Source organism: Aliikangiella coralliicola, from assembly GCF_007004725.1.
Classification (GTDB): Bacteria; Pseudomonadota; Gammaproteobacteria; order Enterobacterales; family Kangiellaceae; genus Aliikangiella; species Aliikangiella coralliicola.
In genome coordinates, this window is the sequence record NZ_ML660161.1 from 574,582 (window position 1) to 598,900 (window position 24,319).

23 protein-coding genes are annotated in these 24,319 nt (G+C 41.9%); 17 read left to right on the top strand and 6 right to left on the bottom strand.

The features are described 5' to 3' along the window. Positions 1 to 61 precede the first annotated feature (61 nt). Positions 62 to 1,579, top strand: coding sequence for an AAA family ATPase (locus FLL46_RS05300; RefSeq protein WP_142892436.1), 1,518 nt, complete (start codon positions 62 to 64; stop codon positions 1,577 to 1,579). A gap of 134 nt (positions 1,580 to 1,713) precedes the next feature. Then, positions 1,714 to 2,772 (top strand): uroporphyrinogen decarboxylase, encoded by a 1,059-nt coding sequence (gene hemE / locus FLL46_RS05305; protein WP_142892437.1) that lies wholly within the window; start codon positions 1,714 to 1,716, stop codon positions 2,770 to 2,772. 112 nt (positions 2,773 to 2,884) lie between these two features. Here hemE and FLL46_RS05310 read toward each other — a convergent pair whose 3' ends face one another. After that, entirely contained in the window at positions 2,885 to 5,347 is a 2,463-nt protein-coding gene (locus tag FLL46_RS05310) for a beta strand repeat-containing protein (protein ID WP_210418597.1), read from the bottom strand. Positions 5,348 to 5,737: 390 nt separating this feature from the next. Here FLL46_RS05310 and FLL46_RS05315 point away from each other — a divergent pair, with 390 nt between their 5' ends. From FLL46_RS05315 to FLL46_RS05370, 12 genes are all read left to right on the top strand, one after another. After that, positions 5,738 to 6,709 (top strand): hydrolase, encoded by a 972-nt coding sequence (locus FLL46_RS05315; RefSeq protein ID WP_210418598.1) that lies wholly within the window; start codon positions 5,738 to 5,740, stop codon positions 6,707 to 6,709. A gap of 88 nt (positions 6,710 to 6,797) precedes the next feature. Then, a complete protein-coding gene (locus FLL46_RS05320; RefSeq protein WP_142892438.1) occupies positions 6,798 to 7,316 on the top strand; it encodes a hypothetical protein in 519 nt (172 codons plus the stop codon). A 45-nt stretch (positions 7,317 to 7,361) separates the two neighbouring features. Beyond that, entirely contained in the window at positions 7,362 to 8,954 is a 1,593-nt protein-coding gene (locus FLL46_RS05325) for a GMC family oxidoreductase (RefSeq protein WP_246119266.1), read from the top strand. A 66-nt stretch (positions 8,955 to 9,020) separates the two neighbouring features. Beyond that, the gene (coaD, locus tag FLL46_RS05330) at positions 9,021 to 9,506 is read left to right on the top strand and encodes a pantetheine-phosphate adenylyltransferase (RefSeq protein WP_142892439.1); all 486 of its coding nucleotides are present in this window, start codon (positions 9,021 to 9,023) and stop codon (positions 9,504 to 9,506) included. Positions 9,507 to 9,584: 78 nt separating this feature from the next. Continuing rightward, on the top strand, positions 9,585 to 9,845 hold the full coding sequence (locus FLL46_RS05335) for a YfhL family 4Fe-4S dicluster ferredoxin (protein ID WP_142892440.1): 261 nt from the start codon (positions 9,585 to 9,587) through the stop codon (positions 9,843 to 9,845). Positions 9,846 to 10,198: 353 nt separating this feature from the next. Further along, positions 10,199 to 10,609 carry an ExbD/TolR family protein gene (locus FLL46_RS05340; RefSeq protein WP_142892441.1) on the top strand — a complete coding sequence of 137 codons (411 nt, stop codon included), beginning with the start codon at positions 10,199 to 10,201 and terminating at the stop codon, positions 10,607 to 10,609. 125 nt (positions 10,610 to 10,734) lie between these two features. Beyond that, entirely contained in the window at positions 10,735 to 11,043 is a 309-nt protein-coding gene (locus FLL46_RS05345; RefSeq protein WP_142892442.1) for a DUF3301 domain-containing protein, read from the top strand. A 229-nt stretch (positions 11,044 to 11,272) separates the two neighbouring features. Continuing rightward, positions 11,273 to 12,184, top strand: a complete 912-nt coding sequence (locus tag FLL46_RS05350) for an ATP-binding cassette domain-containing protein (protein ID WP_142892443.1) — start codon at positions 11,273 to 11,275, stop codon at positions 12,182 to 12,184. A 1-nt stretch (position 12,185) separates the two neighbouring features. Beyond that, positions 12,186 to 14,231 (top strand): motility-associated ABC transporter substrate-binding family protein, encoded by a 2,046-nt coding sequence (locus FLL46_RS05355; protein WP_168204057.1) that lies wholly within the window; start codon positions 12,186 to 12,188, stop codon positions 14,229 to 14,231. Beyond that, positions 14,221 to 14,703: a hypothetical protein gene (locus FLL46_RS05360; protein ID WP_142892445.1), complete on the top strand. Its 483-nt coding sequence runs from the start codon at positions 14,221 to 14,223 to the stop codon at positions 14,701 to 14,703. The genes FLL46_RS05355 and FLL46_RS05360 overlap by 11 nt, the downstream gene beginning before the upstream one ends. A gap of 14 nt (positions 14,704 to 14,717) precedes the next feature. Then, positions 14,718 to 15,530: a bifunctional DNA-formamidopyrimidine glycosylase/DNA-(apurinic or apyrimidinic site) lyase gene (gene mutM, locus FLL46_RS05365; RefSeq protein WP_142892446.1), complete on the top strand. Its 813-nt coding sequence runs from the start codon at positions 14,718 to 14,720 to the stop codon at positions 15,528 to 15,530. Continuing rightward, positions 15,511 to 16,254, top strand: coding sequence for a Rossmann-fold NAD(P)-binding domain-containing protein (locus tag FLL46_RS05370; RefSeq protein ID WP_142892447.1), 744 nt, complete (start codon positions 15,511 to 15,513; stop codon positions 16,252 to 16,254). The genes mutM and FLL46_RS05370 overlap by 20 nt, the downstream gene beginning before the upstream one ends. A 195-nt stretch (positions 16,255 to 16,449) precedes the next feature. Here the strand turns inward: FLL46_RS05370 and rpmG are convergent, their stop codons facing one another. The 3 genes from rpmG to radC form a co-directional block, all read right to left on the bottom strand. Further along, the gene (gene rpmG / locus FLL46_RS05375; RefSeq protein ID WP_142892448.1) at positions 16,450 to 16,605 is read right to left on the bottom strand and encodes a 50S ribosomal protein L33; all 156 of its coding nucleotides are present in this window, start codon (positions 16,603 to 16,605) and stop codon (positions 16,450 to 16,452) included. 13 nt (positions 16,606 to 16,618) lie between these two features. Further along, positions 16,619 to 16,855, bottom strand: coding sequence for a 50S ribosomal protein L28 (rpmB, locus tag FLL46_RS05380; protein ID WP_142892449.1), 237 nt, complete (start codon positions 16,853 to 16,855; stop codon positions 16,619 to 16,621). 210 nt (positions 16,856 to 17,065) lie between these two features. Beyond that, on the bottom strand, positions 17,066 to 17,743 hold the full coding sequence (gene radC / locus FLL46_RS05385; RefSeq protein WP_142892450.1) for a RadC family protein: 678 nt from the start codon (positions 17,741 to 17,743) through the stop codon (positions 17,066 to 17,068). Positions 17,744 to 18,022: 279 nt separating this feature from the next. On the opposite strand from radC, the gene coaBC reads away from it, so the two are divergent. Genes coaBC through slmA form a run of 3 tightly spaced genes read left to right on the top strand, consistent with a single transcriptional unit; the run spans position 18,023 to position 22,396 of the window. Next, the gene (coaBC, locus tag FLL46_RS05390) at positions 18,023 to 19,231 is read left to right on the top strand and encodes a bifunctional phosphopantothenoylcysteine decarboxylase/phosphopantothenate--cysteine ligase CoaBC (RefSeq protein WP_142892451.1); all 1,209 of its coding nucleotides are present in this window, start codon (positions 18,023 to 18,025) and stop codon (positions 19,229 to 19,231) included. A 45-nt stretch (positions 19,232 to 19,276) separates the two neighbouring features. After that, positions 19,277 to 21,802: a phosphomannomutase/phosphoglucomutase gene (locus FLL46_RS27800; RefSeq protein WP_281281932.1), complete on the top strand. Its 2,526-nt coding sequence runs from the start codon at positions 19,277 to 19,279 to the stop codon at positions 21,800 to 21,802. 9 nt (positions 21,803 to 21,811) lie between these two features. Beyond that, positions 21,812 to 22,396, top strand: coding sequence for a nucleoid occlusion factor SlmA (gene slmA, locus FLL46_RS05400; protein ID WP_342779774.1), 585 nt, complete (start codon positions 21,812 to 21,814; stop codon positions 22,394 to 22,396). 104 nt (positions 22,397 to 22,500) lie between these two features. Here the strand turns inward: slmA and FLL46_RS05405 are convergent, their stop codons facing one another. Together FLL46_RS05405 and pyrE are read right to left on the bottom strand one after the other, a co-directional pair. Beyond that, positions 22,501 to 23,469, bottom strand: a complete 969-nt coding sequence (locus FLL46_RS05405) for a hypothetical protein (RefSeq protein ID WP_142892453.1) — start codon at positions 23,467 to 23,469, stop codon at positions 22,501 to 22,503. Positions 23,470 to 23,493: 24 nt separating this feature from the next. Beyond that, positions 23,494 to 24,141 (bottom strand): orotate phosphoribosyltransferase, encoded by a 648-nt coding sequence (pyrE, locus tag FLL46_RS05410; RefSeq protein WP_142892454.1) that lies wholly within the window; start codon positions 24,139 to 24,141, stop codon positions 23,494 to 23,496. Positions 24,142 to 24,319 lie beyond the last annotated feature (178 nt).

Genomic DNA, 24,319 nt, shown 5'->3' on the forward strand with positions numbered 1-24,319 from the left:
TGGTAGAAGTCGCCGGAGATTGCAAAAAATAAACTAAAATAATAACAACAGGTGGGCAACATTGAGTTATGTAACTATACATAAGAGTCAGCTGTTAGACTCCCTGGAAAACCAGATCCTTTACGCTGATTTGGCTTGCGTCATCATTGGCCAAAAAGGAATTGGCAAATCATTTTTTCTAGAACAAATTCATTCGAGAGTTTCCGGACAGGTTTCTCTTTCCCAAATCGAAGCCGAGTCAGTGATGACTCAGGCGCAGTTAGAGAAATCCATTAGCCTTCAATTAGGTTTGAGCTGGCAAGAATCTGAAGAGTCATTGCTCGATAAAATCGCAGCTAGTCTTGAGCAACGTGTTCTTCTCACCATTGATAATGCACATTTGTTAGACCAATCATGTTTAGATTTTTTGATGGGGCTTGCAACTCGCCAATTAGCTGCAAAACAAACACTTCTATATATGGTGCTTACCGGAGAATCTGATTTAGCTGAAAAGCTAAACGATACGCCAAGTTTAAAGTACGATCCGAATATTTGCGTTGTATTTGAGTTAAAGCCGATTGAAGAGCAGGAAACCAAGTTTTTGATCGCGCAATTTCAGTCTATTGATCCTGGCACCGCAGAGGCTTTATATGATGAGCAGAAATTGCAGTATTTCTGGCAATTAAGCAAAGGTATTCCCGGGGATTTAAAGTATCAACTTACCCGCTGGTTAGAACAGACTGAAGTTAAGACGAAGCCAGAAAAAGAGCTGTCGTCTATTAAGAAATATTCACTTTCAGCAGTTTATGTTGTGTTGGCGGTAACGCTAGTTTTTGCGCTTATTTACCAGGATGAAATAAATCAGATGATAACGCCTGACACGGCGAATCAAAAAACAGCTTCGAGTAAGTCTGAACAGGCACTTAACTCGAATTCAAAGGAGCCTCAGTCCGATAAGGAATATGGTGGAATAGAGCAAGCAGCAACTAATAAGTCTGAGTCACAACAAGGGGATTTGGCTGATAGTACTGAAGATAAGTCTCAAAATAGAAAAAGTAAACTTCCAACAGAGGAAGAAGGTTTGTTGAGAAACCCTGATCCGAAACAAGAGCCAGCTAAGGAAACTGAATCTGGCGAAATTGCGAAAAAGACATCTGTGGTTAATACCACGAAAATCGGTAGTAAAGATGAGTCGTCGGGGACAGATACTTCAAAGTCTGAAGTTTCTCAAAATAAATCTGAAAATCAAGCTGGTGTTGCCGAGGTTGAAAAGAAAAAATCACTACCTGCATCTTCCATAAGTGATGATGAGCGAAAGTTGATGGGGATGGATGATGCTCGATTTACCTTACAATGGATTGGCGTCAGCAAGTTAGAAGCTGCAGAGAATTTCAGACAACAACACCCGCTTAAAGAAAGCATGCTCATTTTTAGAAGAAATCAATCGACGGGAATCCTCTACCTGATTGTTAGCGGGCAGTTTAACTCTCGAATCGATGCTGATAACGCAAAAGCTGTTTACCTCAAGCGAGGCTATTCTGGTAAACCCTGGGTTAAATCATTGAAAGCCGTTAAGCAGGAAATAGCCGCAAAAGGTTAAGTTTTTTAGGTGATACCAATAATCAAAAGTACGATTTCATAGAGATATTCCAGCTCCTGTTAACCTCAATCATTTTAAATTTCCGGCCGCTAAGGTAAAATTGCGCGCATTAATCCTATATCCGGCATTACTCAATGTTAAAGAATGATCGTTATTTAAGAGCGGCTTTGTCTCAGCCTGTTGATAAAACTCCCGTATGGATGATGCGCCAGGCAGGCAGGTATTTACCTGAGTATCGAGAAATTCGGGCGAAAGCGGGTGATTTTATGAGTTTGTGTACAAATCCCGAACTTGCTTGTGAAGTGACGCTACAACCATTGAGAAGATATGAACTGGATGCCGCAATTTTGTTTTCCGACATCCTCACTATTCCCGATGCAATGGGGTTAGGGTTGTACTTCAAAACTGGTGAGGGTCCTGCATTTCAAAAGCCTGTCAGGTCAAAGTCAGATGTGGAGAACCTTTTTGTTCCTGACATTTTCAAAGAGCTGGGTTATGTCACCGATGCTGTGAGCTTAATTCGCAAAGAGCTTGATGGAAAGGTGCCGCTCATTGGTTTTTCGGGCAGCCCGTGGACCCTGGCTACATATATGGTAGAAGGTGGAACGACTAAGAACTTTGGACTGATTAAGGGAATGATGTTTGAGCAACCACAACTCATGCATCAGTTGCTTGAGACGCTCGCGCAGTCGGTTACAGCCTATCTAAATGCCCAAATAGAATCAGGTGCGCAAGCCGTCATGATTTTTGATACCTGGGGCGGTGTTTTATCAACTCAGAACTATCAAGGTTTTTCACTTAACTACATGCAGCAAATTATCAGTGGTCTTAAGCGTACTCACGATGGAAACCAGATCCCGGTCACTATGTTTACGAAAGGCGGTGCTGGGTGGCTTGAGCAGATGGTTGAGAGTGGAGCAGATTGTCTCGGGTTAGATTGGACTGTCGATATTGACCAGGCCAGGGCCAGGGTCGGCGATAAAGTCGCGCTACAGGGTAATATGGATCCTTGTGTGCTTTATTCGAATCCACAACGAATAAAAGAAGAAGTTGCTGATATTTTGGCTAAATTTGGCAATGGCTGTGGTCATGTTTTCAACTTGGGACACGGAATACATCCGACAATTGAACCTGAAAACGTGAAAGCGTATGTTGATGCTGTCCATCAGCTAAGTGAACAATATCACGATTGAACTTTGAGTTGAGTAATGGAGATTTCAAAGGACTAGAAGCTAATTAATTGAACTCTTAAAACAAAAACGGCCACTTTCAAAGTGGCCGTTTTCCATTTTGTGGGATTAAACTTTATTGAACAACAATGCTAATGCTATTGTTCGTTGTAATCAGTCCGCTAGGTGTAGTGACTTCAACTAATAAAGTACCATTACCAGGTTGAGTTTCCCCTTTGACTGTCACTGAAAACGATGCGCTACCGTTGTGGTTATCATTAGGCCAGGTAAAAGTGTTAGTTCCCTGAACTGAACCTTTAGTTGCAGTAAATTTTACTGTAGTTCCAGCCGGCATCGGTTGGTTGTGCAAGTCACCGACGATTATGGTTGCAGAGCCTGAACTGTCTCCTTGTAAATTGATGATGCTATCATCGCTGTCATTAGTATTGGTTGCGCCATTGTCATCAACCGGGAAGTCGATGGTCTTATCAATAGTAAAGTTAGCGCCGCTGCCAGACATAACCAAAACAAGTGATGCTCTGACATTGAGAGATTTTTCGCTTGAACAGCCAGCGTGAGCTGGAATAGAGCAGAGTACGCCGTTATACAAGCCATCTTTTTGAGTAAAAGCACTATCATTATTAAAATCAACAAAGGTCTCTAATTCACCACCAGTCTGACCTCCACCTGCGGGGTTATATACAGAATCCTCGTTATGGTCAACGAAAGCTTCATCCAAATCATATGGAAGGCCGCTAATGTTGGTTCCGCCGAAGGCTGTCATCTCATTAGCGTCAAATCGGCCGTTTCCGTTTAAGTCTGGGAATGATTCTTCACCAATTGCGGTCGCGATTATTGTCGCACGTCCACCGAATTTCTGGCCCATATTATTGACAAGTGTTGGAGTAATTCCATTAGCTGCGAGAGTTTGTCCCTCTGGGCGTGGGTTTTGACTTGTCCACTTCACAGAGCACGCACCATTGGTTGTTGTACATGAAGATTCGATTGAACCTCCTTCAGTAGTGAAAGAGACTGCGGTTCCATCTGGAACTGGGTTATTAAACGCGTCTGACAATCGTGCGGTGATATCAACTTCTGTCCCGTCAATATCCCATCCTTCCGCATTTAGTGTTGCAGCTGAAAGGCTGAAGCTATCTTGATCTGGAATGCCTGTAGAAACAACCAAATTACTCGATTGAGTCGAGATTAGTGGCGAGCTACTATCAATAGAAGCTGTAACTCTCACAGTTGTTGCCACTGTACCTGAGTTGATAACTGTCTGCGCTAAGCCTTGAGCATTTGTTGTCGCAGAAGCTGGATTGATATTGAGCCCGCCAACGTTGGTATTTAATGCGAAATTAACAAGTTGCCCGTTAACTGGGTTACCGTTAGTGTCTCTGACTCTAAATACAACGGTTGAACTCTCTGATCCACCAAGTCCACCTGCGCCTAAGATAGCAATATTTTCAGGTGTGGCAGAAACAAATTCGATACTACCAACATCTGCTGCCAGAACATTCACTGTGCCTGACGCAGTTAAGTTTATTCCGCCTGCATTAGCAGTCACACTAATGGCATCGTTACCAACACAACCTTGAGCCAGGTATGTACTTGATGCAACACCGTTTACTGTTGTGATAGGAGAACTTAATGTTGCTGTAGCAGGTGTAGAACCTGTGCAAGGTGACGAGAAATTAACATCAACAGGCTCGGTAAAAGGCTGGCCATTTTCATCAACAATAGAAACTGATACGGTTGTGGTTCCACCTGCTGAAATTTGCGCTGTGCCGATCTCCGCTACATTCTCAACAAATGGTGTTCCGCTACCCATTCTCAGGTTGGTCGCACCAACAGCGAATACAAATTGGGCAGTTTCTCCACTCGATACGCTTGCCGTAATTGTACCGGCACCAAGGTCGGTATCTGCAACAATATCGACGGTTGCCTGATTGTTACCATCGGTAATAGCGGTTGGAACTGGAATTGAACCTATGGTGGTTGCAAATGTTACGATTTGAGGAGATGTGTTTCCGGTCAATGTCGCCACAATTCTGCCTGGATTAGTCGAAGTAATTGTGGTTGTATCTTGCCCGGAAGACGCTGAAACTAAATTAAGAGCGATGGAAATATTTGAGCCGCTACCACCGCCAGTTGAACCATCTCCAGCAGTTTCGAAAGCTATGGTGCCGCTTTCGCCGCTTGATATTGAAGCGCGTATCTCTGATGCACCAGCAGTTGTTCCTGCTAATACTTCAACCGAGGCCTGTCCACTAGCGTCTGTTATCGCTGTTCCAGAAGCTGGATTAAATGCACCAAGAGTCGAAGTGAAAGTCACTACTGTGCCTTGCACTGCACCAGTGGAACTATTAGTGACAGTTGCTGTAACGGTAGCTGGATTTGCAGCAGTTACATTAGTGTTAGAAATCGACAAAGTAACCGTCGTTGTGTTTGTTGTTCCTGTCCCCGTTCCGGTTCCAGTATCGGTTGTTTCGTTAAAACCACCGCCACCACCACAGGCTGTAATTGTTGCCAAAATGGTGAAAGTTGCTAATAAATATAACTTTTTAAGCGGTGAGGATGCCATTTGTAACCAATCCATCACTTGGGTCTCCTGTTACCTGACGACGCAGGAAGCGCTAAGCTTTAAATTAAACTGAAAAAAACTGGTATTCATGTTGATGTAAAGAGCCTACCTAATCAGAGCTCATTTTACAATGATATTTGATTAAAAACATACTAAAAACAAGGAGTTCTCAAACAAAGTTAGTCTAATTTCTAGAAAAAACCAAGTAACTGGTTCTCATTTCATAGGGGTTAGAATTGTGATCGTAACTTTTTGTCTTGCTAAAGTGCCTCCTATTCGATACTAATTGTATGCATTTTTCAGGAAATCTGTTGGATAAATTCGACAAAATTCAACAAAAAGCGATAAATGGTAACTCAAGGTTTTGTCAGTAGTTTTTACTCAAAGAGGTTGATTTAGTTAACAATGATGTTCGATTCCCCGTTTAGACCCGGCTGGTGGATTAAAAACAGACATATGCAGACAATTTGGGGAGCCGTGTTTAGAAGTCTGCCCCGGTTACCGCAAATGCGGCGTATGCGGTTGGAACTGAATGATGGTGATTTTATTGATGTTGACATCCATGAAAGAGCCGGTGCCGAGTCAGTATTAATACTCCATGGTTTAGAAGGATCGATTGATTCTCATTACATGAGGGGGATAGTGTCAACATTGGCAAAATCGGGTAAACAAGTCGCAGTTATGCACTTTCGGGGATGTAGTGGCGAAAGTAACCGCTTACTAAGTAGCTATCACAGTGGTATTAGTGATGATCTTCAGTTAGTCATCGAACTTCTCACTGATAGAAAAATTTCGGTAGATTACCTGGTTGGCTTCTCGTTGGGTGGAAATGTGCTACTGAAGTGGCTCGGAGAAAACCACCAAAAACACTCAGTGAGGGCTGCAGCGGCGGTCTCGGTACCGATGTTACTTAATGAGTGTGCAAATGCGATTGATCAGGGATTTTCCAAGGTTTACTCAGGACGACTGCTTAAAACACTAAAAGAGAAAACTCGGCAGAAAAAGCAGGTTTTTAATGGTGCTGTTTCTCTGGATATGAATGAAATAAAAAAACTGAATTCATTTTGGGAATTTGACCATAAGGTCACGGCACCGTTGCACGGGTTTAATGGTGCTTCAGATTATTATTCGAAAGCTTCCAGTCGCCAGTTTTTGAAATCAATTAGCATTCCCACCTTAATTATCCACGCGAAAGATGATCCATTTATGAATGAGAAAGTTATTCCTGAAGCTGACGAGCTTTCATCAAGTGTGCAATTTGAGCTAAGTGCTAACGGTGGACATGTCGGCTTTGTGAGTGGGAGATGGCCGTGGCGGGCTGAGTACTATCTTGAACGCCGAATTTCTACATTTATCGATGATTACGCTAAGAGCTAGGTGCCCTGGATTAGTGTGACTAGACCTGGGTTACTAGATTAAAGTATTCTCGATATTGATTGCTGGTAGCCACTGAAAAACAGGGTAAATGATGAAAAGAAGACAGTTTTTCAAATCTCTGATGGGAACAAGTGTATTGATGCTGGGCGGGGTGTCGGCCTTTCAGTGGTATCAACAATCCTCAATTGAATACTCTAATCATGTAAAGACTGAATTTTTAACCGCTGACGATCAGGTGGTTTTGTCCGTTTTAATTCCCATTATTGCAGGTGATTTACCACAGGCGCCAAACATTGAGACGACAATACTCAATGTTGATGAGGCGATTCTTCAGCTTCCATTGCGTACACAAGCTGAATTGCGAGAGCTTTTTGACCTTTTATCTACAGGAGTAAGCCGTTTGTTACTTGCCGGGGTCTGGTTAAATTGGCAGAAAGCGGGATCACAACATGTCATAGACTTTCTTGATGATTGGCGAGAACATAGTTTGTCATTGTTACAGCAAGCCTATATTGGGCTGCGCTTGTTGGTGGTTGGCAGTATTTATGCTGAGCCTGACCATTGGGCGGCAATTGGCTACCCTGGACCGTATCCTATCAATCAATAACGATAATAAATACATCGATAATCCACAACAGGAGTCATTAGCGCCTTGACTATTGCATATCCGAACACATTCGATTATTCGAATGAAACGCCTGCTACAGAAATGGAGTGTGATGTAGTCATTGTCGGTACAGGCGCGGGCGGTGGTATTGCCGCTGAAATACTGAGCCGATCAGGATTAAAAGTAGTCATGGTTGAAGAAGGACCTCTCAAAACTTCCGCTGATTTTAAAATGCAGGAAAAACAGGCTTACGCAGATTTATACCAGGAGGTTGCAGGAAGACAAACGATAGATAAGTCGATCCAGATTTTACAGGGAAGATGTGTGGGCGGTTCAACAACGGTTAATTGGACTTCTAGTTTTCGAACCCCGGAAAGAACGCTTTCATACTGGAAAGAGCGCTTTGGTATCAAGGGGTTGTCATCGTCGGAATTGAAACCTTGGTTTCAATGGGTTGAGCAGCGACTTAATATTGCTCCGTGGTCAATTCCTCCCAATCAGAATAACCAACTTCTTGCCGATGGGTTACGCAAGTTAGGGTGGGAATATAATGTCATTCCGAGGAACGTCAGTGGGTGTGCCAATCTCGGATATTGCGGGATGGGGTGTCCCATTAATGCGAAACAATCGATGTTGGTTAGTTGCATACCAATGGCGCTTTCGTTGGGGTCGCAACTAATTGCAAGAGCCCGCGCGGAGCAAATACTGGTTGAAAAAGAACAAGTTCGAGGTGTCATGTTGTCCAGTGTTGATAATCGTGGCCAAGTCAAACAAAAAAATGTCACATTCATAAGAGCCAGGCAAGTCATTCTTGCCGCTGGTGCGATTGGTTCGCCCGCTATTTTATTACGGAGTGGTCTGCAGAAAGCTAACCCTTTGGTTGGAAAGAGAACTTTTTTGCACCCGGTGACGGCAACCATTGGTCTCATGTCAGAAAAGGTCAATGGTTTTTACGGCGCGCCCCAAAGCATTTATAGCGATGAGTTTTTATGGCGAGATGGCGTAACTGGCGAAATGGGTTATAAACTTGAAGTGCCACCTTTGCATCCTTTGTTAGCTTCAACATTATTGAGACACCATGGCGAAAAACATTTTCAATTAATGCAGAATTTTGCTTTTTACCAGGCTAACCTGGCGTTATTAAGAGATGGTTTCAATGACTTGAGTATCGGAGGGGAGGTCAAGTTGGATAAATATGACTATCCGCAACTTGATTACTCGCCGAACGAAATTTTGTGGCGAGGAATTCGTCATGCAACCCTATCGATGGCTGAAGTTCAATTTGCCGCTGGTGCTAAAAAAGTGATCCCCCTTCATATGGATGCTACTTTTTATTCGACGTTAAAGAGAGCTCGTGACGCGATTATGAACTTGCCTGCAAAAGCGCTTCGCTGGCAAATAATGAGTGCCCATGTAATGGGGGGATGTGCTATGGGAAGTGATGCCAGCGAGTCTGTGTGTAATAGCAAAGGGCAACTTCGCGGATTGGATAATTTATCAATATTAGACGGCTCTATATTCCCGACCAGCCTTGGTGTTAACCCGCAATTGAGCATTTATGCAATTGTCGCTAAACTGGTAGCTCAACTTGCACAGAAACTTGGTGGCAACCTGCCTCAGGATCTCAAGGCATTATGAGTTTAAACTGAGTTTGTCTGATCGATTCGATGACAGATACCATTCGACACTACAACAGAGTAATTTATGGCGAAAATCGTTCTATATCCGGGGACCTTTGATCCGATAACTAATGGGCATCTTGATTTAATCGAGCGTGCTTCGAGGCTTTTTGACAAAGTGATAGTAGCGGTTGCTCGGAGTCGAGGCAAAAATCCGCTATTCACAGTGGAGCAGCGAGTTGAACTGGTTGAATTGGTTGTTGAGAATATTCCCAATGTTGAAGTTTGTGGATTTTCCGGGTTGTTAGTTGATTTAGCTAAACAAAAAAAGGCCAATGTCATGTTGCGGGGTTTACGAGCGGTATCTGATTTTGAATACGAATTTCAGCTAGCCAACATGAATCGGCGTTTAGCCCCTGAACTGGAAAGCTTATTTCTTACGCCTGCAGAACAATTTTCTTTTATATCATCGACTTTGGTAAGAGAAATTGCTGCGTTAGGTGGAAACGTCAATGAGTTTGTTCCTGCGCAAGTCCAATCAGCGCTTGAAGAGCGCTTTAAGGCGGACTGAAAAAACCTTTTAATTATTTGTCATGTTTTTGTGCTGGTGTACAATAAGCGCCCAAATTAGTACTGTAGAGAAATATTTATGTCACTGATAATCACCGACGAATGTATTAATTGTGATGTTTGTGAACCGGAATGCCCCAACGAAGCGATTTCTCAAGGGGAAGAAATTTACGAAATTGATAAGGACAAATGTACCGAATGTGTCGGGCACTACGATGAGCCTCAATGTCAACAGGTTTGTCCAGTTGATTGTATTCCATTTAATGAAAATAATCGAGAAACCCGCGAACAGCTGATTTTTAAGTATGAAAAGCTGACCGGTGACACATTTGTTGAATAGCAACATTTTTACGCTATGATCAGTCATTTGGGCTGATTGCGGGCTAGACTTATCGACTTTCACTCGTTATAGTTAGGCCAGCTTTGAGTTTTCTATAAAAATAACAAAGAAATCAAAATAACGAAGCTATTCACGTTGGACTCCCGTTGATATCTTGTCAGATGAATGGTTAATTAGAGTAAAGTCGAGCGAATAGTAGCCCTGTTTCGGACAGAAAGTCGTTAATAAAAGAAGTCAGAACAATAAGTTGTTTGAAAAAATAGCTTTGAAAATTGAGCAATCTTAATATCTTAGAAAAACGTTAATACGAGAGAAAAGCAACTTATCTCTCGATGCTTTAAATAGGATTAAATATGCGTAGACAAAGAAAACACTACGAAGATGAAACTGAAGTAGACATGACACCGATGCTCGACATCGTTTTTATTATGTTGATCTTCTTTATTGTAACAACTTCGTTCGTTAAAGAAGATGGAATTGTGTTAAATCGACCGGCTGCAAACCCACCCGATAATCCTGAGCCACAAAAGAATAGACCAATTGTTATCGCAATTAGCGACAGTAGTGAGATTACAATTGGAGGTCGTCTGGTTGATGTTAATGCGGTTCGTGCGAATGTTGAAACTGCCAGAGCGAAAGCACCTAATGCGTTAGTGATCGTTCAAGCCCATGAATCTGCCAAGACCGGCGTTGTGGTTAGCTCTGTTGACCAAGCTCGTTTGGCTGGGGCTGACAAAGTGACAGTTGTAAAACCTGCGAAATAACAGGTAAAAGACGACTAAAAGGCGGCTATTTCAGTCGCCTTTTTTGTGCCCAGTGCAAATGTCTGCGGCTATTGTGCGCTCTGCGCGTATTCATCAATCAATATTTTAAGTGAGCAAGTATTTCGATGAGTAAGGTTTTTGGTATTATCGCCCTCGCGTTAGTTGCCTATTATTGGGCTTATACGCAAAAATTGAAGCAGCTAGCAGTCAGTGCGGGCCGCCAGCGTTGCCAAAAAGCGGGGGTGCAATTTCTTGACCATACTGTGGTACAAAATGGATTAAAGTTAAACAAGGGAGCAAATGGTCGCTGGGGAATTTATCGCGAATATATATTTGATTTCACTTCGACTGGAGAGCAACGATACCAGGGGAAGATTCTGTTGCTTGGTCAGCATATCGTTTCAACCGAATTGGAGCCCTTCTCAATTAATTGATTAATGTTGTGACAATCGCAGTATGATGACTCAATCTATACTCGCCTGTCTCTAAATCCCACTATAGCTGCGAGCAATTGTTCAACGGTTGATGTGATTGTTTTTCTCGGACTTTTGCCGATTTATCATTTCTTTTATTAATTCAGTTGGGCGAAGGTCTGTAATGGGTGTCTCCATTAGGTCAGTCTGGTATATTACGGCTAAATACTAATAACGGTTTCGCTATTTTATGGAGCAACCTGATTGTTTGCAGGTCAATAACCTGACATTTTCCGTTGGCGACAAAATGCTTCTCAACGGCTTGTCTTTTGAGGTAGTTAGCGGTAAAAAAGTAGCTTTGTTAGGTCTTAATGGCGCTGGAAAATCTTGTTTGATACGCACCCTGACAGGGGAGTTTAAAGCTGAAAAAGGCGAAATTAGCTTTCAGTCTCTCAGGCCAACCGAGAAAGCCTTTAAGGATAAACTTGGGTATCAAGCATCAGGAATGCTAGCGTTGCCAAACCTGTCGTGTCGAGAGTACCTGACTTTCTGTTGCTCGTTAAAAAGCTCGCTGAGTGGTGATAATCAACACCATTATATTGAGTTGGTGTCAGAACAATGGAACTTAACAGAGAACATGGATATCCCACTGACAAAGCTATCACAAGGCAATCTGCAAAAACTTTTTGTTGCTCAAGCTTTTCTGGGTAACCCAGAATATATCATTCTTGATGAGCCGAGCCAGGCGCTTGATCCTATTGAGCAGCAGAGATTTATTGATAATCTCAACAAACTTTCTTACTTTCGATTGTGTTTGTTTTCATCCCATCATGTCAATGAAGCTGTGCGAGCCGCAGACAGCGTTATGATGCTACATCATGGTCGCTTGATCGCAATACTTGATTTGCATTCGAGCGACGAGTTTTGGTTAGTGACTAAGTTATCCGAGGCAGAAATTCTTGAATTGTTTTCTGAGGACTCTAATATTTCTGTTTATCCCCAATCAATTAAAAACCTTGTGAAGTTTGAGCAGATAGATATCGCTCAATGGCAATTACTTGTCAAAAGATTATCTGATGTCGATCCCTCTATGGTTGAACTTGGTTGCGGCGAAAATGCACTCATGCCCATGTTTGCTCTACTAGCAAATGAGGACATCTGACATGCACGGATTAACGAAATTTTTTATTCAATTTGTCTGGCGTAGACCTAGTTTTATTATCGGCCTGATCATTACGTTAATCGGTATAGGATTATTTGCCAGGTTAGCTTATCAGCAATTTCTCTATCTACAAGGGCAAAGTTTGAGTGGGCTTTTCGTTTTCAATGAAATCATTTTACCATTGGCCGGACTGACTATTATTTTTCAGATCATGCTCAACGTATTGAGTGGGGTGCTAATCGTTCCGACATTTCGTTCTAACCAGCAATTTTCATTATTTCAGCAAGCGTCAATTCAACCAAACCAACTATTGTGGGCCTTGTACAAAACAACGCAAGGTTTTGCGAGTTTGCCGCTGCTTTATTTTGTTGGGATTGTATTGTTACTCTCAATTCATTCACCACTGGATATTTCGCGGTTTGGAACGACACTATTAGGAATGATACTGATCCAATTGGTGATTGGTTGGTTAATTTTGGCAATTTGTATCATCGCCAGAGGAGTGTTAATTGCCATAATAATTTCGGCGGTATTTATCAGCTTATTAATTGGGCTGGAAGTCAGTCTCAAATACTTCTTTCCTGAGCTATTATGGCATGGTGTATTTCTTTCATTTTTTAAGTTACGTGAAGGTTCATTAGTATTAGGTGGGCTCGCAACTTACTCTGGAATGTTTATCTTAGCTGGTGGTCTTTGCAGTCTACTCATTTCAAACCATCTTGCGGCGACAAAAAAATTACCAAAGTTACTTTGTCTGGTTGGCATGGTGATCGTGTTGGCATCCGGCTTTATTCCGGGGCAGCTAGATGTTAGCCAGGATAAACGAAATAGCTTGTCTGAAAACTTGATTGAGAAGTTAAATAGCGATGCAAATTCGCTTAACGTTTTTGCTGTGGTAGATGAAGAAAGCAGTCGAGAAGAAATTGTCCGCGGCTTCGAAATTATTCGACAATTTATACCTGATAGCCAACTGAGTTTTAAATCTCGACAAGCCCTTGCTCCTGAGCTACAGCGTGCTGGAGAGTATGTGCAATTTCAATTAGGCGAATTACAACAATCTGTTGCCTATCCATTTGAGCAAGAAGTTAAGTTGGTTTTCGAATCTGCTATCCGCCAAATGTTAATTCGAAAACAGCAGTGGATTACTTTCGTAGAGGGCCATGGTGAAGCTTCTCCGCTCGGCAAAAAATCGTCCGATCTGGGAATTTTTTACCAAACGTTAAAGGATATGGGATGGCCCGTGGCGGTGCAAAGTTTAAGCAGCATGCCCGTTATTAGTGACAACACACAATTGTTGGTCGTCGCATCGAGTAAACAGCAGTGGCTTAAGTCAGAGACTGAGTTAGTGGTTAGCTATCTCAGGCAAGGCGGGAGTTTATTATTATTGCTTGACCCTGATAGCATAATACCGGCTGCAATTGAGGAGTATATTGGTATTTCACGTTTCCCTGGAACTTTGGTTGACTGGAGTGGTTATCAAAGTGGGACACCCCATCCTGCTATTGTTATTGTCAATCAGACAAGCCAACATCCAATTATGAACCAGGTGAAAAGTTTGCTTGCTTTTCCATGGAGTAGTGGTTTAAAAGCGACAGAAAATTTAAGTGATGGTGTCACTATCGAACCAATTGTAACCAGCCATAAAGGTGTTTGGACTGAGTTTGATATTGAGGCAAGTGAGTTATCGTTTGATAAAGATCAGGGCGAACTTCAACAGGTGTTTGCTTTGGCAATGACTCATTATAATGTGAAAAGTCAGCAAAAAATTATTATGGTGGGTGACAGTCACTTTGTTTCTGACTCAGCTATCAATAATTACGCGAATAAGCAGTTTGCACTTAATCTTGTGAGTTGGTTAACTAATACAAAAATAACGCAAGATACAATGAACTTGTCTTTAGATACCAGCATTGAGCCTAGTCGTTGGGGGCATTTTATGATGAACTGGGTGTTCTGTGCTATTTTCCCCGCGGTCGTTTTAATCGGTTGGTGGTTAGGTTTTGCTGCGAGAAACCGATCTGGGCTCAGGGCAAACAATGTCGAATAAAAGAAGTCGATTAACTCGTCAACAATGGCTTAATCTGATTATTATTTCGGTGAGCGCAATGTTGTTGCTGTCCGTTCTAGTTGGACGATTAATTAGTAATTCGACTGTCGATTCTGCGAGCCCAAGCCAGGTTCCACGGTTAACTGAAATTGATTTTGGTGATATTCAATTGCGTTTTGTTAGCGAAAGCTGGCAAGTTGTTTCAAGTAAGAAAATTTCTATACAACAGGCCAAAATTATCGGCGAGAACTGGCAAGCGCTTTTGCTAAGCCGTTCACAACCACTAAAAAGCGGCGTGCCGGGGGGGAAGACTGTGCTACTTTATTTGTCAACGCTTAATCAGCCGGTTGTCAGCAAAGTGAGTTATTCAGATAAACAAATGCTGGTTACTTTTGCCAGTACCTCGCAGCAGTTTTCAATACCTTACTCTGAGCGAATTAATTATATGCCAGAATTAAGCAATCAAAAATAAACAGAGAATAATTTATGCCTGAATTACCTGAAGTAGAAACCAGTTGCCGTGGTATTGAGCCTTTTTGTGTTGACCAGCAAATTACTCGGATCAAAGTCCGACAGCCGAAATTAAGGTGGCCGGTCGACGCTGATCTTGCTAGAAAGTTAAAAGGAAAAACAATTTTAAAGGTAGAACGGCGCGGAAAGTATATGTTACTTCAAACTGGGCGTGCTGCGCTAATGATTCATCTCGGTATGTCGGGCAGCCTGAGGATAGTTGAATCTTCGGTTGAAGCGGCTAAACATGATCATATTGATGTGCATTTATCAAATGGTAAAATTATTCGCTACAACGATCCCCGACGTTTCGGCAGTTTTATCTATAATACGGAAGGAAATGCTCACCCGTTATTAAACAAACTGGGGGTCGAGCCGTTGTCTGCTGACTTCAACAGTGATTATCTTTACGCTGTGTGTCAACAGCGTAAAGTATCGATTAAGACCCTTATTATGAATAGTAACATTGTGGTGGGAGTCGGTAATATTTACGCTCAAGAATCGCTTTTTATGAGCTCGATTAATCCAAAAAAAGCAGCTAACAAAATATCCAGAAAGCGAATTGAGAGTTTAGTCGTTGCCATTAAACATGTATTAGCCGAGGCGATAAAGGCAGGTGGAAGCAGCTTAAAAGATTTTACTTCTGCTGAAGGCAAACCGGGTTATTTTCAACATGCCCATCAGGTTTATGGGAGAGGCGGCGAAGCTTGTAATCAATGCGGTACCACTCTCAAACAAATAGTCATTAGCCAGAGGTCAACAGTTTATTGTGGAAACTGTCAACGATAGAGTGCCTGAAAAACAGATTGTGCTTTGCGGTCAGGGGCGAATTGGCAGACAGCTGGCCGCGAAACTTAAAGCGTTAAACATCCAATTTAGCTTAGCGAGGCTCGATCAAAATAAGGGATTGATTCCAGCTATCGGAGAGCTACCTCGGAGTCTCAAGTTGCTCGTTATTTGTATTGCGCCTGGGAGAAGTCAAAATAACGAACCCCGATGGTATTGGGATAAAATATTGAGTGGACTGAATACTCAGCTTAGTGCCGGAAAGTTAATCGTTGATAACATTATTCTCGTTTCTTCAACTAGAGTGTACGATGGAATTGAGCGTGGGATTGTCACCGCGCAGACTCCGGCAAAAGGCGTTACGCAAAAAGCTAAACAGCTGATTGCTGCCGAGAAACAATTGTTTGAGTTTCGCGCCAGTGTAAGGGTATTACGTTGTGGCGGCCTTTATGGTGATGCGTATCCGACATACACACCTATAATGCTTAAGGCTGCAGATAAGCCACGTTTTGGAATAGACTCAATTCAAGTCGTTAATCGATTAGTAGAACTAACTCTGTTGGTGCTTACAGGGGATTTCTTGCCAGGTATTGAGGTGTTAACTGACGGTAAGGTCTATTTTGAAGGGGAGTGCTACGATGCGTCTTGTCATGGCGTTGCTGTCAAACAGTTGTCACTAAAATCGAAAGTGTTGATATCCTCAGCTCATAATCATAGTTCTTCCTGATATCGCTGAATCAAATTAGATTTTTAAAAGGGTTGAGATGTTAAAAATCAAAATTGGTGCAGGGAAAGACAGTACTATGAAAAGTAACGATAGAAAGATTTGAGAAACTCTTAAGGCTAAATCGGAAAACTAAAAAGCCCAGCAATTGCCAGGCTTTTTAAGGCTACTCGGTACACGAGGGGTAAAACCAAATGATTATTTGATTTTAGCTTCCTTGTACATCACGTGCTTGCGAACAACTGGATCGTACTTTTTGAACTCAAGTTTGTGAGGAGTGTTCTTTTTGTTTTTGTCTGTGGTATAGAAATGGCCTGTACCAGCAGAAGAAACTAGTTTGATTTTATCACGCATGGTTTAAGTCCTCTTATACCTTTTCGCCGCGTTGGCGAATGGATTCTAATACTGCATCGATGCCTTTCTTATCGATGATACGCATACCTTTAGCAGAAACGCGTAGTTTTACAAAACGGTTTTCACTTTCAACCCAAAAACGGTGGCTGTGAAGATTTGGCAAAAAACGACGTCTGGTGCGGTTTTTTGCATGAGATACATTGTTTCCTGTTACTGGTCTTTTGCCGGTAACCTGACATACTCGTGACATTGCATTAGCCTCTTTAAATTCTGTACATAGCGGCGAAATCTTGTATTCAGTACGAACTGCCTGCCTTCCTGCCGCGGAAAGGGCGCACTTTATACCAAATACGCGCGAATAATACAACAATTTGCTCAGAAAATTACCAATTCATGGCTTAATTTAGGCCTGTTAGGTAGCGTTAAACAATATTTGTTAATTTTCTATATGTTTTGTTTATCAAATATGGCCTTGTTCAGCCATTGAAATTACTTGGTGTGACGCAACAATTAAATGGTCTAACACCCTGATATCAACCAGGCTGAGCGCTTTTTTCAGGCAGTGCGTGATATCGATATCTGAGACACTGGCTTCCGCTAAACCTGAGGGATGATTGTGGCTCATTATAATCGCTGCGGCGTTCAGTGAAAGCGCTCGTTGTAGAATAACTCTAGGATGTACTGTGGACGCATTGATTGTGCCGAAAAATAGCTCTTCGAATGCTAGTATTCTGTGTTGATTATCTAGAAATAATACTGCAAAAACTTCATTGGAATATCTCATTAGCCGACTTTGAACAAAAGCTTTTACTTGCGTTGGATTTTGAATCACATCACTATGAGTTAATTCTTCTGCGAGGTGGCGTTGGCTCATTTCCATGCAAGCCTGCAGTTGGACGTACTTAGCTTCTCCGAGCCCCTTAATTTGGCAAAAACTTTCGAGATTGGCGGCAAATAGTTTTTTGAGCCCACCGAAGTGCTGAATAATATCTCTGGCGAGCTCAATAACATTTTTACCCCGGGTGCCGGTTCTTAAAAAGATGGCAAGCAACTCCGCGTCACTGAGTGCTTGAGGACCTCTATGCAATAATTTTTCCCTGGGGCGTTCTTGTGCTGGCCATTGGTTGATAGGGCTCATGACATTTCCTTATCTGCCTTTGTTAAAAGTTTGTTAAAAGCGTTTATTAAAACTAATAACTTTTATTGGAACCGATAACTCGTTAAATCTGATGAAATTTTATTCAGAAAGTAACTTTTAATTCTGACGCAATAATGAATTAGCATTATTTTAAAGTCTGTAGGATAGTTATGATAAAAAGAGTGAGAAATAACTTAAAAGGTTTGCTATGATTCAGGTTAGTGAGTATTTAGTTCGCCTTGGGCGCTGTTAACAAGTAATTCTCAAGGAATAAACAGTTTGTCTGAAAAAGCTTCTCCCCCACCTAAAAAAAAACTGGTATTAGGGATCTCTGGCGGTATCGCTGCTTATAAGTGCGCTGATTTAGTACGCCGATTAACTGAACGCAACTTTGAAGTAAGAGTAGTGTTGACGCCTGCTGCCACAAATTTTATAACACCGATGACATTACAAGCGGTGTCTGGCAACCCTGTGCATCAGGATTTATTTGATCCAGAAATGGAAGCTGCGATGGGACATATCGAGTTAGCAAAATGGGCTGACTATATTCTAATCGCTCCGGCAACCGCGAATACTTTAGCTAAATTAGTGCATGGTGAGGGTGACAATTTACTGACCACCGTTGTGTTAGCATCGCAGGCTCAGCTGGTTGTTGCCCCGGCGATGAATCAGCAAATGTGGGCAAATCAAACAACGCAAATAAACATTGAACAATTAAGGCAGCGAGGTGTAGCGGTATTGGGGCCTGGAACAGGCGAACAAGCCTGTGGTGATGTGGGGGCCGGTAGAATGTTAGAACCTCTCGATATCGCATTAAAACTAGAATCTATGACAACACAAGAAAAAAAACTGACTGAAAAAAGAGTTGTGATAACTGCAGGTCCAACCGTTGAAGCGATCGATCCCGTTAGATATATATCTAACCACAGTTCAGGAAAGATGGCTTTTGCGTTAGCTAAAGCTGCAAAAAAAGCTGGCGCTGAAGTAGAAATTGTTTCTGGCCCGGTTAATTTAGCTGATCCTGCGGGGGTTACCGTTAATCACGTAACAAGTGCAGCACAAATGTTTGAACAAGTTAAACTAGCGGTCAAAAATTGCGATATTTTTATCGGTTGTGCGGCGGTTGCGGATTACACGCCGGTGAAAGTTAGTTGCCAAAAAATCAAGAAAAATGATGAACAAATGACATTAGAACTTAAGCGAAATCCTGATATCCTTGCGTGGGTGGCTGAGCAGGAAGATAGGCCTTTTGTCGTTGGTTTTGCCGCGGAAAGCCAGTCATTAAAAGAGTTTGCTACTAAGAAGTTGCATAAGAAAAAGCTTGATATGATTTGTGCGAATGACATTAGTTGTGAAGGGCTGGGGTTTAATAGTGATGATAACCAGCTTTTATTATTGGATAAAAAAGGCAATGAAGAGTTACTTGATGTTGCTTCGAAAGAAGTGTTGGCTTGTAAAATAATTAATCAAATTGTCGCTAGAATTTAACAAATTTGGGGTAGTAACCGCTAAGGGCACTAATGGAGACTCAAGGTGAAAATTAATAAAGAGAAAGAAAAACAAAAAAAGGTAAAACCGAAACAGGAAGCCAATACACTGTTATCCTACTCGCTGCCTTACTTGACTCTATGCATATTAACAATCATTTTTGTTGCTGTTGTTCAGTATTACTCCGTGGTTATTCACCCTGCAGAAGACCGTAATCGAACTTTTGTTAATGTGACTATGACGTCATATATGGAGTTGGTGTTGAGCCGACTCGATAGTATTAGTATATCAGCTCAATCAATTTTAAAAGATCCAAACGCAAAGCAAATTTTGCGTACTGCTACTCCCGAACAATTGAAACAAATGGAAGAAAACTTACAACAACGCCTAACGGATGTTGTTGGAGTACGAATTTTAGATAGCGATATTCATGATGTCGATCCGCAGTCAAAACCAGTTATCACTAATGTAACATTACAACTCATCCGCCAGTTAAAAACCGCGGATACGGTAATGCACGAAGCTATCGATGCCGGAAAAGCTAGCCAGCATGTGGTGGTGATTTTTAAGATCACCGGCACTAGTAAAGTTGCTGTTATTGGAGTCGATTTTGGCATTTTTGCTAAGGCGCTGCCCAAAGAGCGACTCGTTCCAGGGTATTACGAATTCTGGCAGAGTTTTGCCAACCAAAATAGAACGATTATTTCGATTGGTGGAAATCAATTTAAACAGGGAGAGCCTTTAGGTGTTGCGAAAGTTGCACAAACACCGTGGAGAATTGCTTTTTGGCCAGCAGATCCTGCTAAATTTACTTCTGAATTAGAACTCATGTTGTTTTTTGGCGGATTAATTTTGGTATTGGCGCTAGTTGGAATCGGAGGATTTTTCGGTCTCAGACACCTTCAGACAATGGTTAGAAGCGACGCATCGGGATTTGTTAAATGGCTAATTGATAGCAAGAAAGAAGGCAAGCCTCTGACTGTTACGGAATTTGATTTACAGGTTTTTCAAGATATGTCGAAAACATTGGTAAGAGAGGGGTTTGACTTGGAAATTTCGCAGTCCACGGAATCTACAAAAGAAAGTAAAGAAGACACCAAAGCAATAGAGTCAAAGCCTGACTCATTGATAAAAGCGCTTGAAACGGATTCATCATCAGACAGTCAGGGCGCTGAGGTTTTACAAATAACCGGTGGTGCTTTTATTCCTGAATCGATTTTCCGTGAATATGATATTCGTGGTGTTGTCGGTGATACTTTAACACCAGAAATCGTTAAGGAAATTGGAAGAGCTATCGGCAGTGAAGCCTTTGAAAGAGGAGAGCAGAGGGTCGTTGTTGCTCGTGACGGGCGTTTGTCCGGACCTGAGTTACTCGAGTGCCTGAAAGCTGGATTAGTTGAAAGTGGTAGAGATGTTATTGATGTCGGTGAGGTACCAACACCGATACTTTATTTTGCGACGAATTATCTCGATGCCAGCAGCGGCGTTATGTTAACAGGCAGTCACAACCCCAGAGATTATAATGGCTTAAAAATTGTTATTGCTGGGAAAACACTATCAGGGGAAGATATTCAGGGACTTCGCAAGCGGATTGAAACCGATAATATGGTTAAGGGCAGTGGCAGTCAGGAAACTGCCAGTATTACCCAAGATTATATTGGTCAGGTAACCAGTGATGTCGCGTTAGCGCAACCGCTTAAGGTGGCAGTCGATTGTGGTAATGGTGTCGCTGGAAAAATTGCACCTCAATTATTGCAAGCACTAGGCTGCGAGGTGATAGGTCTTTATTGTAAAGTTGATGGTAATTTTCCAAATCATCATCCGGATCCGAGCAAGCCTGAAAATTTGCGAGAACTAATTGATCTGGTCAAGTCTGAAAAAGCCGATGTCGGACTGGCTTTTGATGGCGATGGCGACCGGCTGGGTGTTATTGACTCTGAAGGCAACATTATTTGGCCTGATCGCCAGATGATGCTTTACTCAATGGATGTACTATCCCGAAACCCCGGCGCTGACATTATTTTTGATGTGAAGTGTACCAAGCATCTGGCGAAGGTGATTTCTGCGAATGGTGGTCATCCAATTATGTGGAAAACGGGCCATTCACTGGTTAAAGCCAAAATGAGAGAAACCGGCGCATTGCTTGCCGGCGAATGTAGCGGTCATATTTTCTTTAAAGAGCGCTGGTATGGATTTGATGATGCGTTATATACCGCAGCACGATTGCTTGAAGTATTGTCAGCAGATACACGAAAATCAGCGGAGGTATTTAAAGCATTACCTGACAGTGAGGTCACACCGGAAATTAATGTCAAAATTGCCGATGAAAAGAAGTTCGATTTTATCAACCGTTTGTCTCAACAAGGCGCATTTGGTGAAGGAAAAATGATTGATATTGACGGTGTGCGTGTCGAGTACCAGGATGGTTGGGGACTGGTAAGAGCTTCGAACACGACTCCTAATCTGGTTATCAGGTTTGAGGGGAATGATCAGCAAATCATTGAACGAATAAAAAATATTTTTAAACAACAAATGATGATGGTTGATAGCAGTTTAGATTTGAATTTCTAGGGGGATATTGTGGTCGATAAAAAGTCGAATAGAAAGCAGGATATTCTACAAAGCCTCGCGCATATGTTGGAAAGCGACTTGGGCGACAGGATTACCACTGCACGATTGGCTAAGGAGGTTGGTGTATCTGAAGCTGCACTTTATCGCCACTTTCCTAGCAAAGCTAGAATGTACGAGTCATTACTCGATTTTTGTGAAGAAAGTATTTTTAGCCGGGTTAACTCGGTAGCTTCAGGGCCGCAGCCAGCAATAGAAAAATGCTATACAGTCGCCTCGTTAGTGCTTAATTTTAGCCAGCGTAACGCTGGGATTTCTCGTTTGTTGACTGGCGAAGTATTATTGGGCGAAACCCAGCGCCTTAAAGAGCGCATTTCCCAGATGTTTGACAAGCTCGAATTGAATCTTAAGCAGATTTTGCGAACTGAGGCGATTGAACAGGGAAACTCTAGTGTCGACTCTGCAGCCATTGCGAAATTAATCACTTCTGTGATTGAAGGCCGTGTTCAACAGTTTGTACGTTCTAATTTCGCGATTCAGCCAGTTGATCAGTGGGAAGTTCAGTGGCGATTGTTAAGACAAGGTTTGTCGAATTAAATCCAAATAGACCTAACTCGATTTTTAGGCGATATTTTATGGTTGTATGACTTATCCGTATTTGAACATTAACCTTATAAACTTAATGTTCAAATACGACTTTATCAGTTAAGACGTTCTTTAAGAAAACTCAGGTAACTAGTTCGAACTTTTTTAACTTGGTTACTCTTGCACAAGTTAACACCTTGCTCAGTGTTATTACACGACACTTCCAATACGATTTGATTACCATTGTTAGGAGCAGGAATGCGAGAAAAAGATAATGCTATCTCGGTATCTTTTTCCGGTTTACTAGTCAGTATCAGAGTATTGGTAATAATTTCAATTTGTCCTGATGCATTATCTTTGGCATAAACTTGAGCCAGTTGCCACGCGCGTTGGCAAACTCGAGGATCAGGACAATCATAAATCACAGGTTGAGAACCGTCATTTTCTTTCGCATCTTTCTTTAATGTCTTACGTAAAGATTCCAACTCTTTGTAGCGGACGATATCTTTTTCATATCGACTTGCAACTTTTATTTTTTCGTCTTCAAGTAAGTTAGAGTTTTGCTCATTTCTGACTAGTTGTTGACGAGTTGCGAGGATATCATTTTGAAGTAATTTAGGAAGGTTCTGGCCTAAGCGTTCGTGAGTGGCGGCCTGTTTTTGCTGATCTTCTAATTGTAATTTAAGTAAATCTGATTTGCTTTCTTGTATTTTGATTCTTTGTTCTAGCGCTAAAAGCTGGGCATCGCGATTGCGAATAATGTCTCCGATAGAACTAAACTGGCGAAGCAATTCTGCGTCACTTCGAATTTTTTGCTGCAGTTGTATTTCTGCTTTTTTTTGCTCAATTTTAGACAGGCGCTCTTGCTCTTCTTCAGCAAGTGTTTTTCCCGGTCCGACACGCTTAATGACTCTACCTGAATCATTCAGAATGTCGTAACCCACAGCAATCATCTCATTGGTTAATTGGTCTTTAATGATTAAGGCGCCGTCGGAGTTTTTATAACGATAAAACTGTTTAGCCATTCCCTCGAAAGAAAATAATGCTAGTACAAACAGTAAAATTAATAGGTTTACATTTCTCATAAATATCAACACTCTATTAAAAATTTAACCACAGATCCCGTAAGTTTCGCGGTACTGAGACATAGGTTCTCGATAAAGTGAGAGCTCCGGTTGGTCCTGTAAATAATTTTGCAGGTCCGCTAAAGTGATAATAGCATAAACAGGCAAATTATAGTCCTTTTCGACTTCTTGAATCGCCGACAGTTCCCCCTGGCCTTTTTCTTGCCTGTCCAGTGCAATCAATACCCCGGCAGGTGTAGCACCAGAATCATTTATAATATCTATCGATTCTCTAATGGCTGTACCAGCGGTTATAACATCGTCGATTATCATTACTTTTCCTTTTAAAGGCGCGCCAACCAGGTTGCCACCTTCACCATGAGCTTTTGCCTCTTTTCGGTTAAAGCAGATAGGGACGTTGACGTTGTTGTTTCGTGATAATGCGACTGCAGCCGTTGTAGCCAGTGGAATTCCTTTATAGGCTGGGCCAAACAACATATCAAAATCTGCGTTGGCTGAAATCAGAGTTTCAGCGTAACAATTTCCTAAGGTAGCCAAGTCCTCTCCCTGGTTAAAATAACCGGCGTTAAAAAAGTATGGACTTATTCGACCCGATTTAAGTGTAAATTCACCAAATTTAAGCGCTTTTCTGCGAATAGCCAGGTCAATAAAGGTTGTCTTATTATCAGCCATTATTTTTTAGAATGAGTTAGTTGGTTAGTGGGCCTGATTTTAACTTAAAAAACCACATCAATACACGGATACTCGTTAAAACGATAAACAGTTATCTATTTTATTCCGAACACTCCCTGCAAAGGACTTGAAGATCGGACAAGTTAAACAACCTGAATTCGGGATTTAGCATTAACTG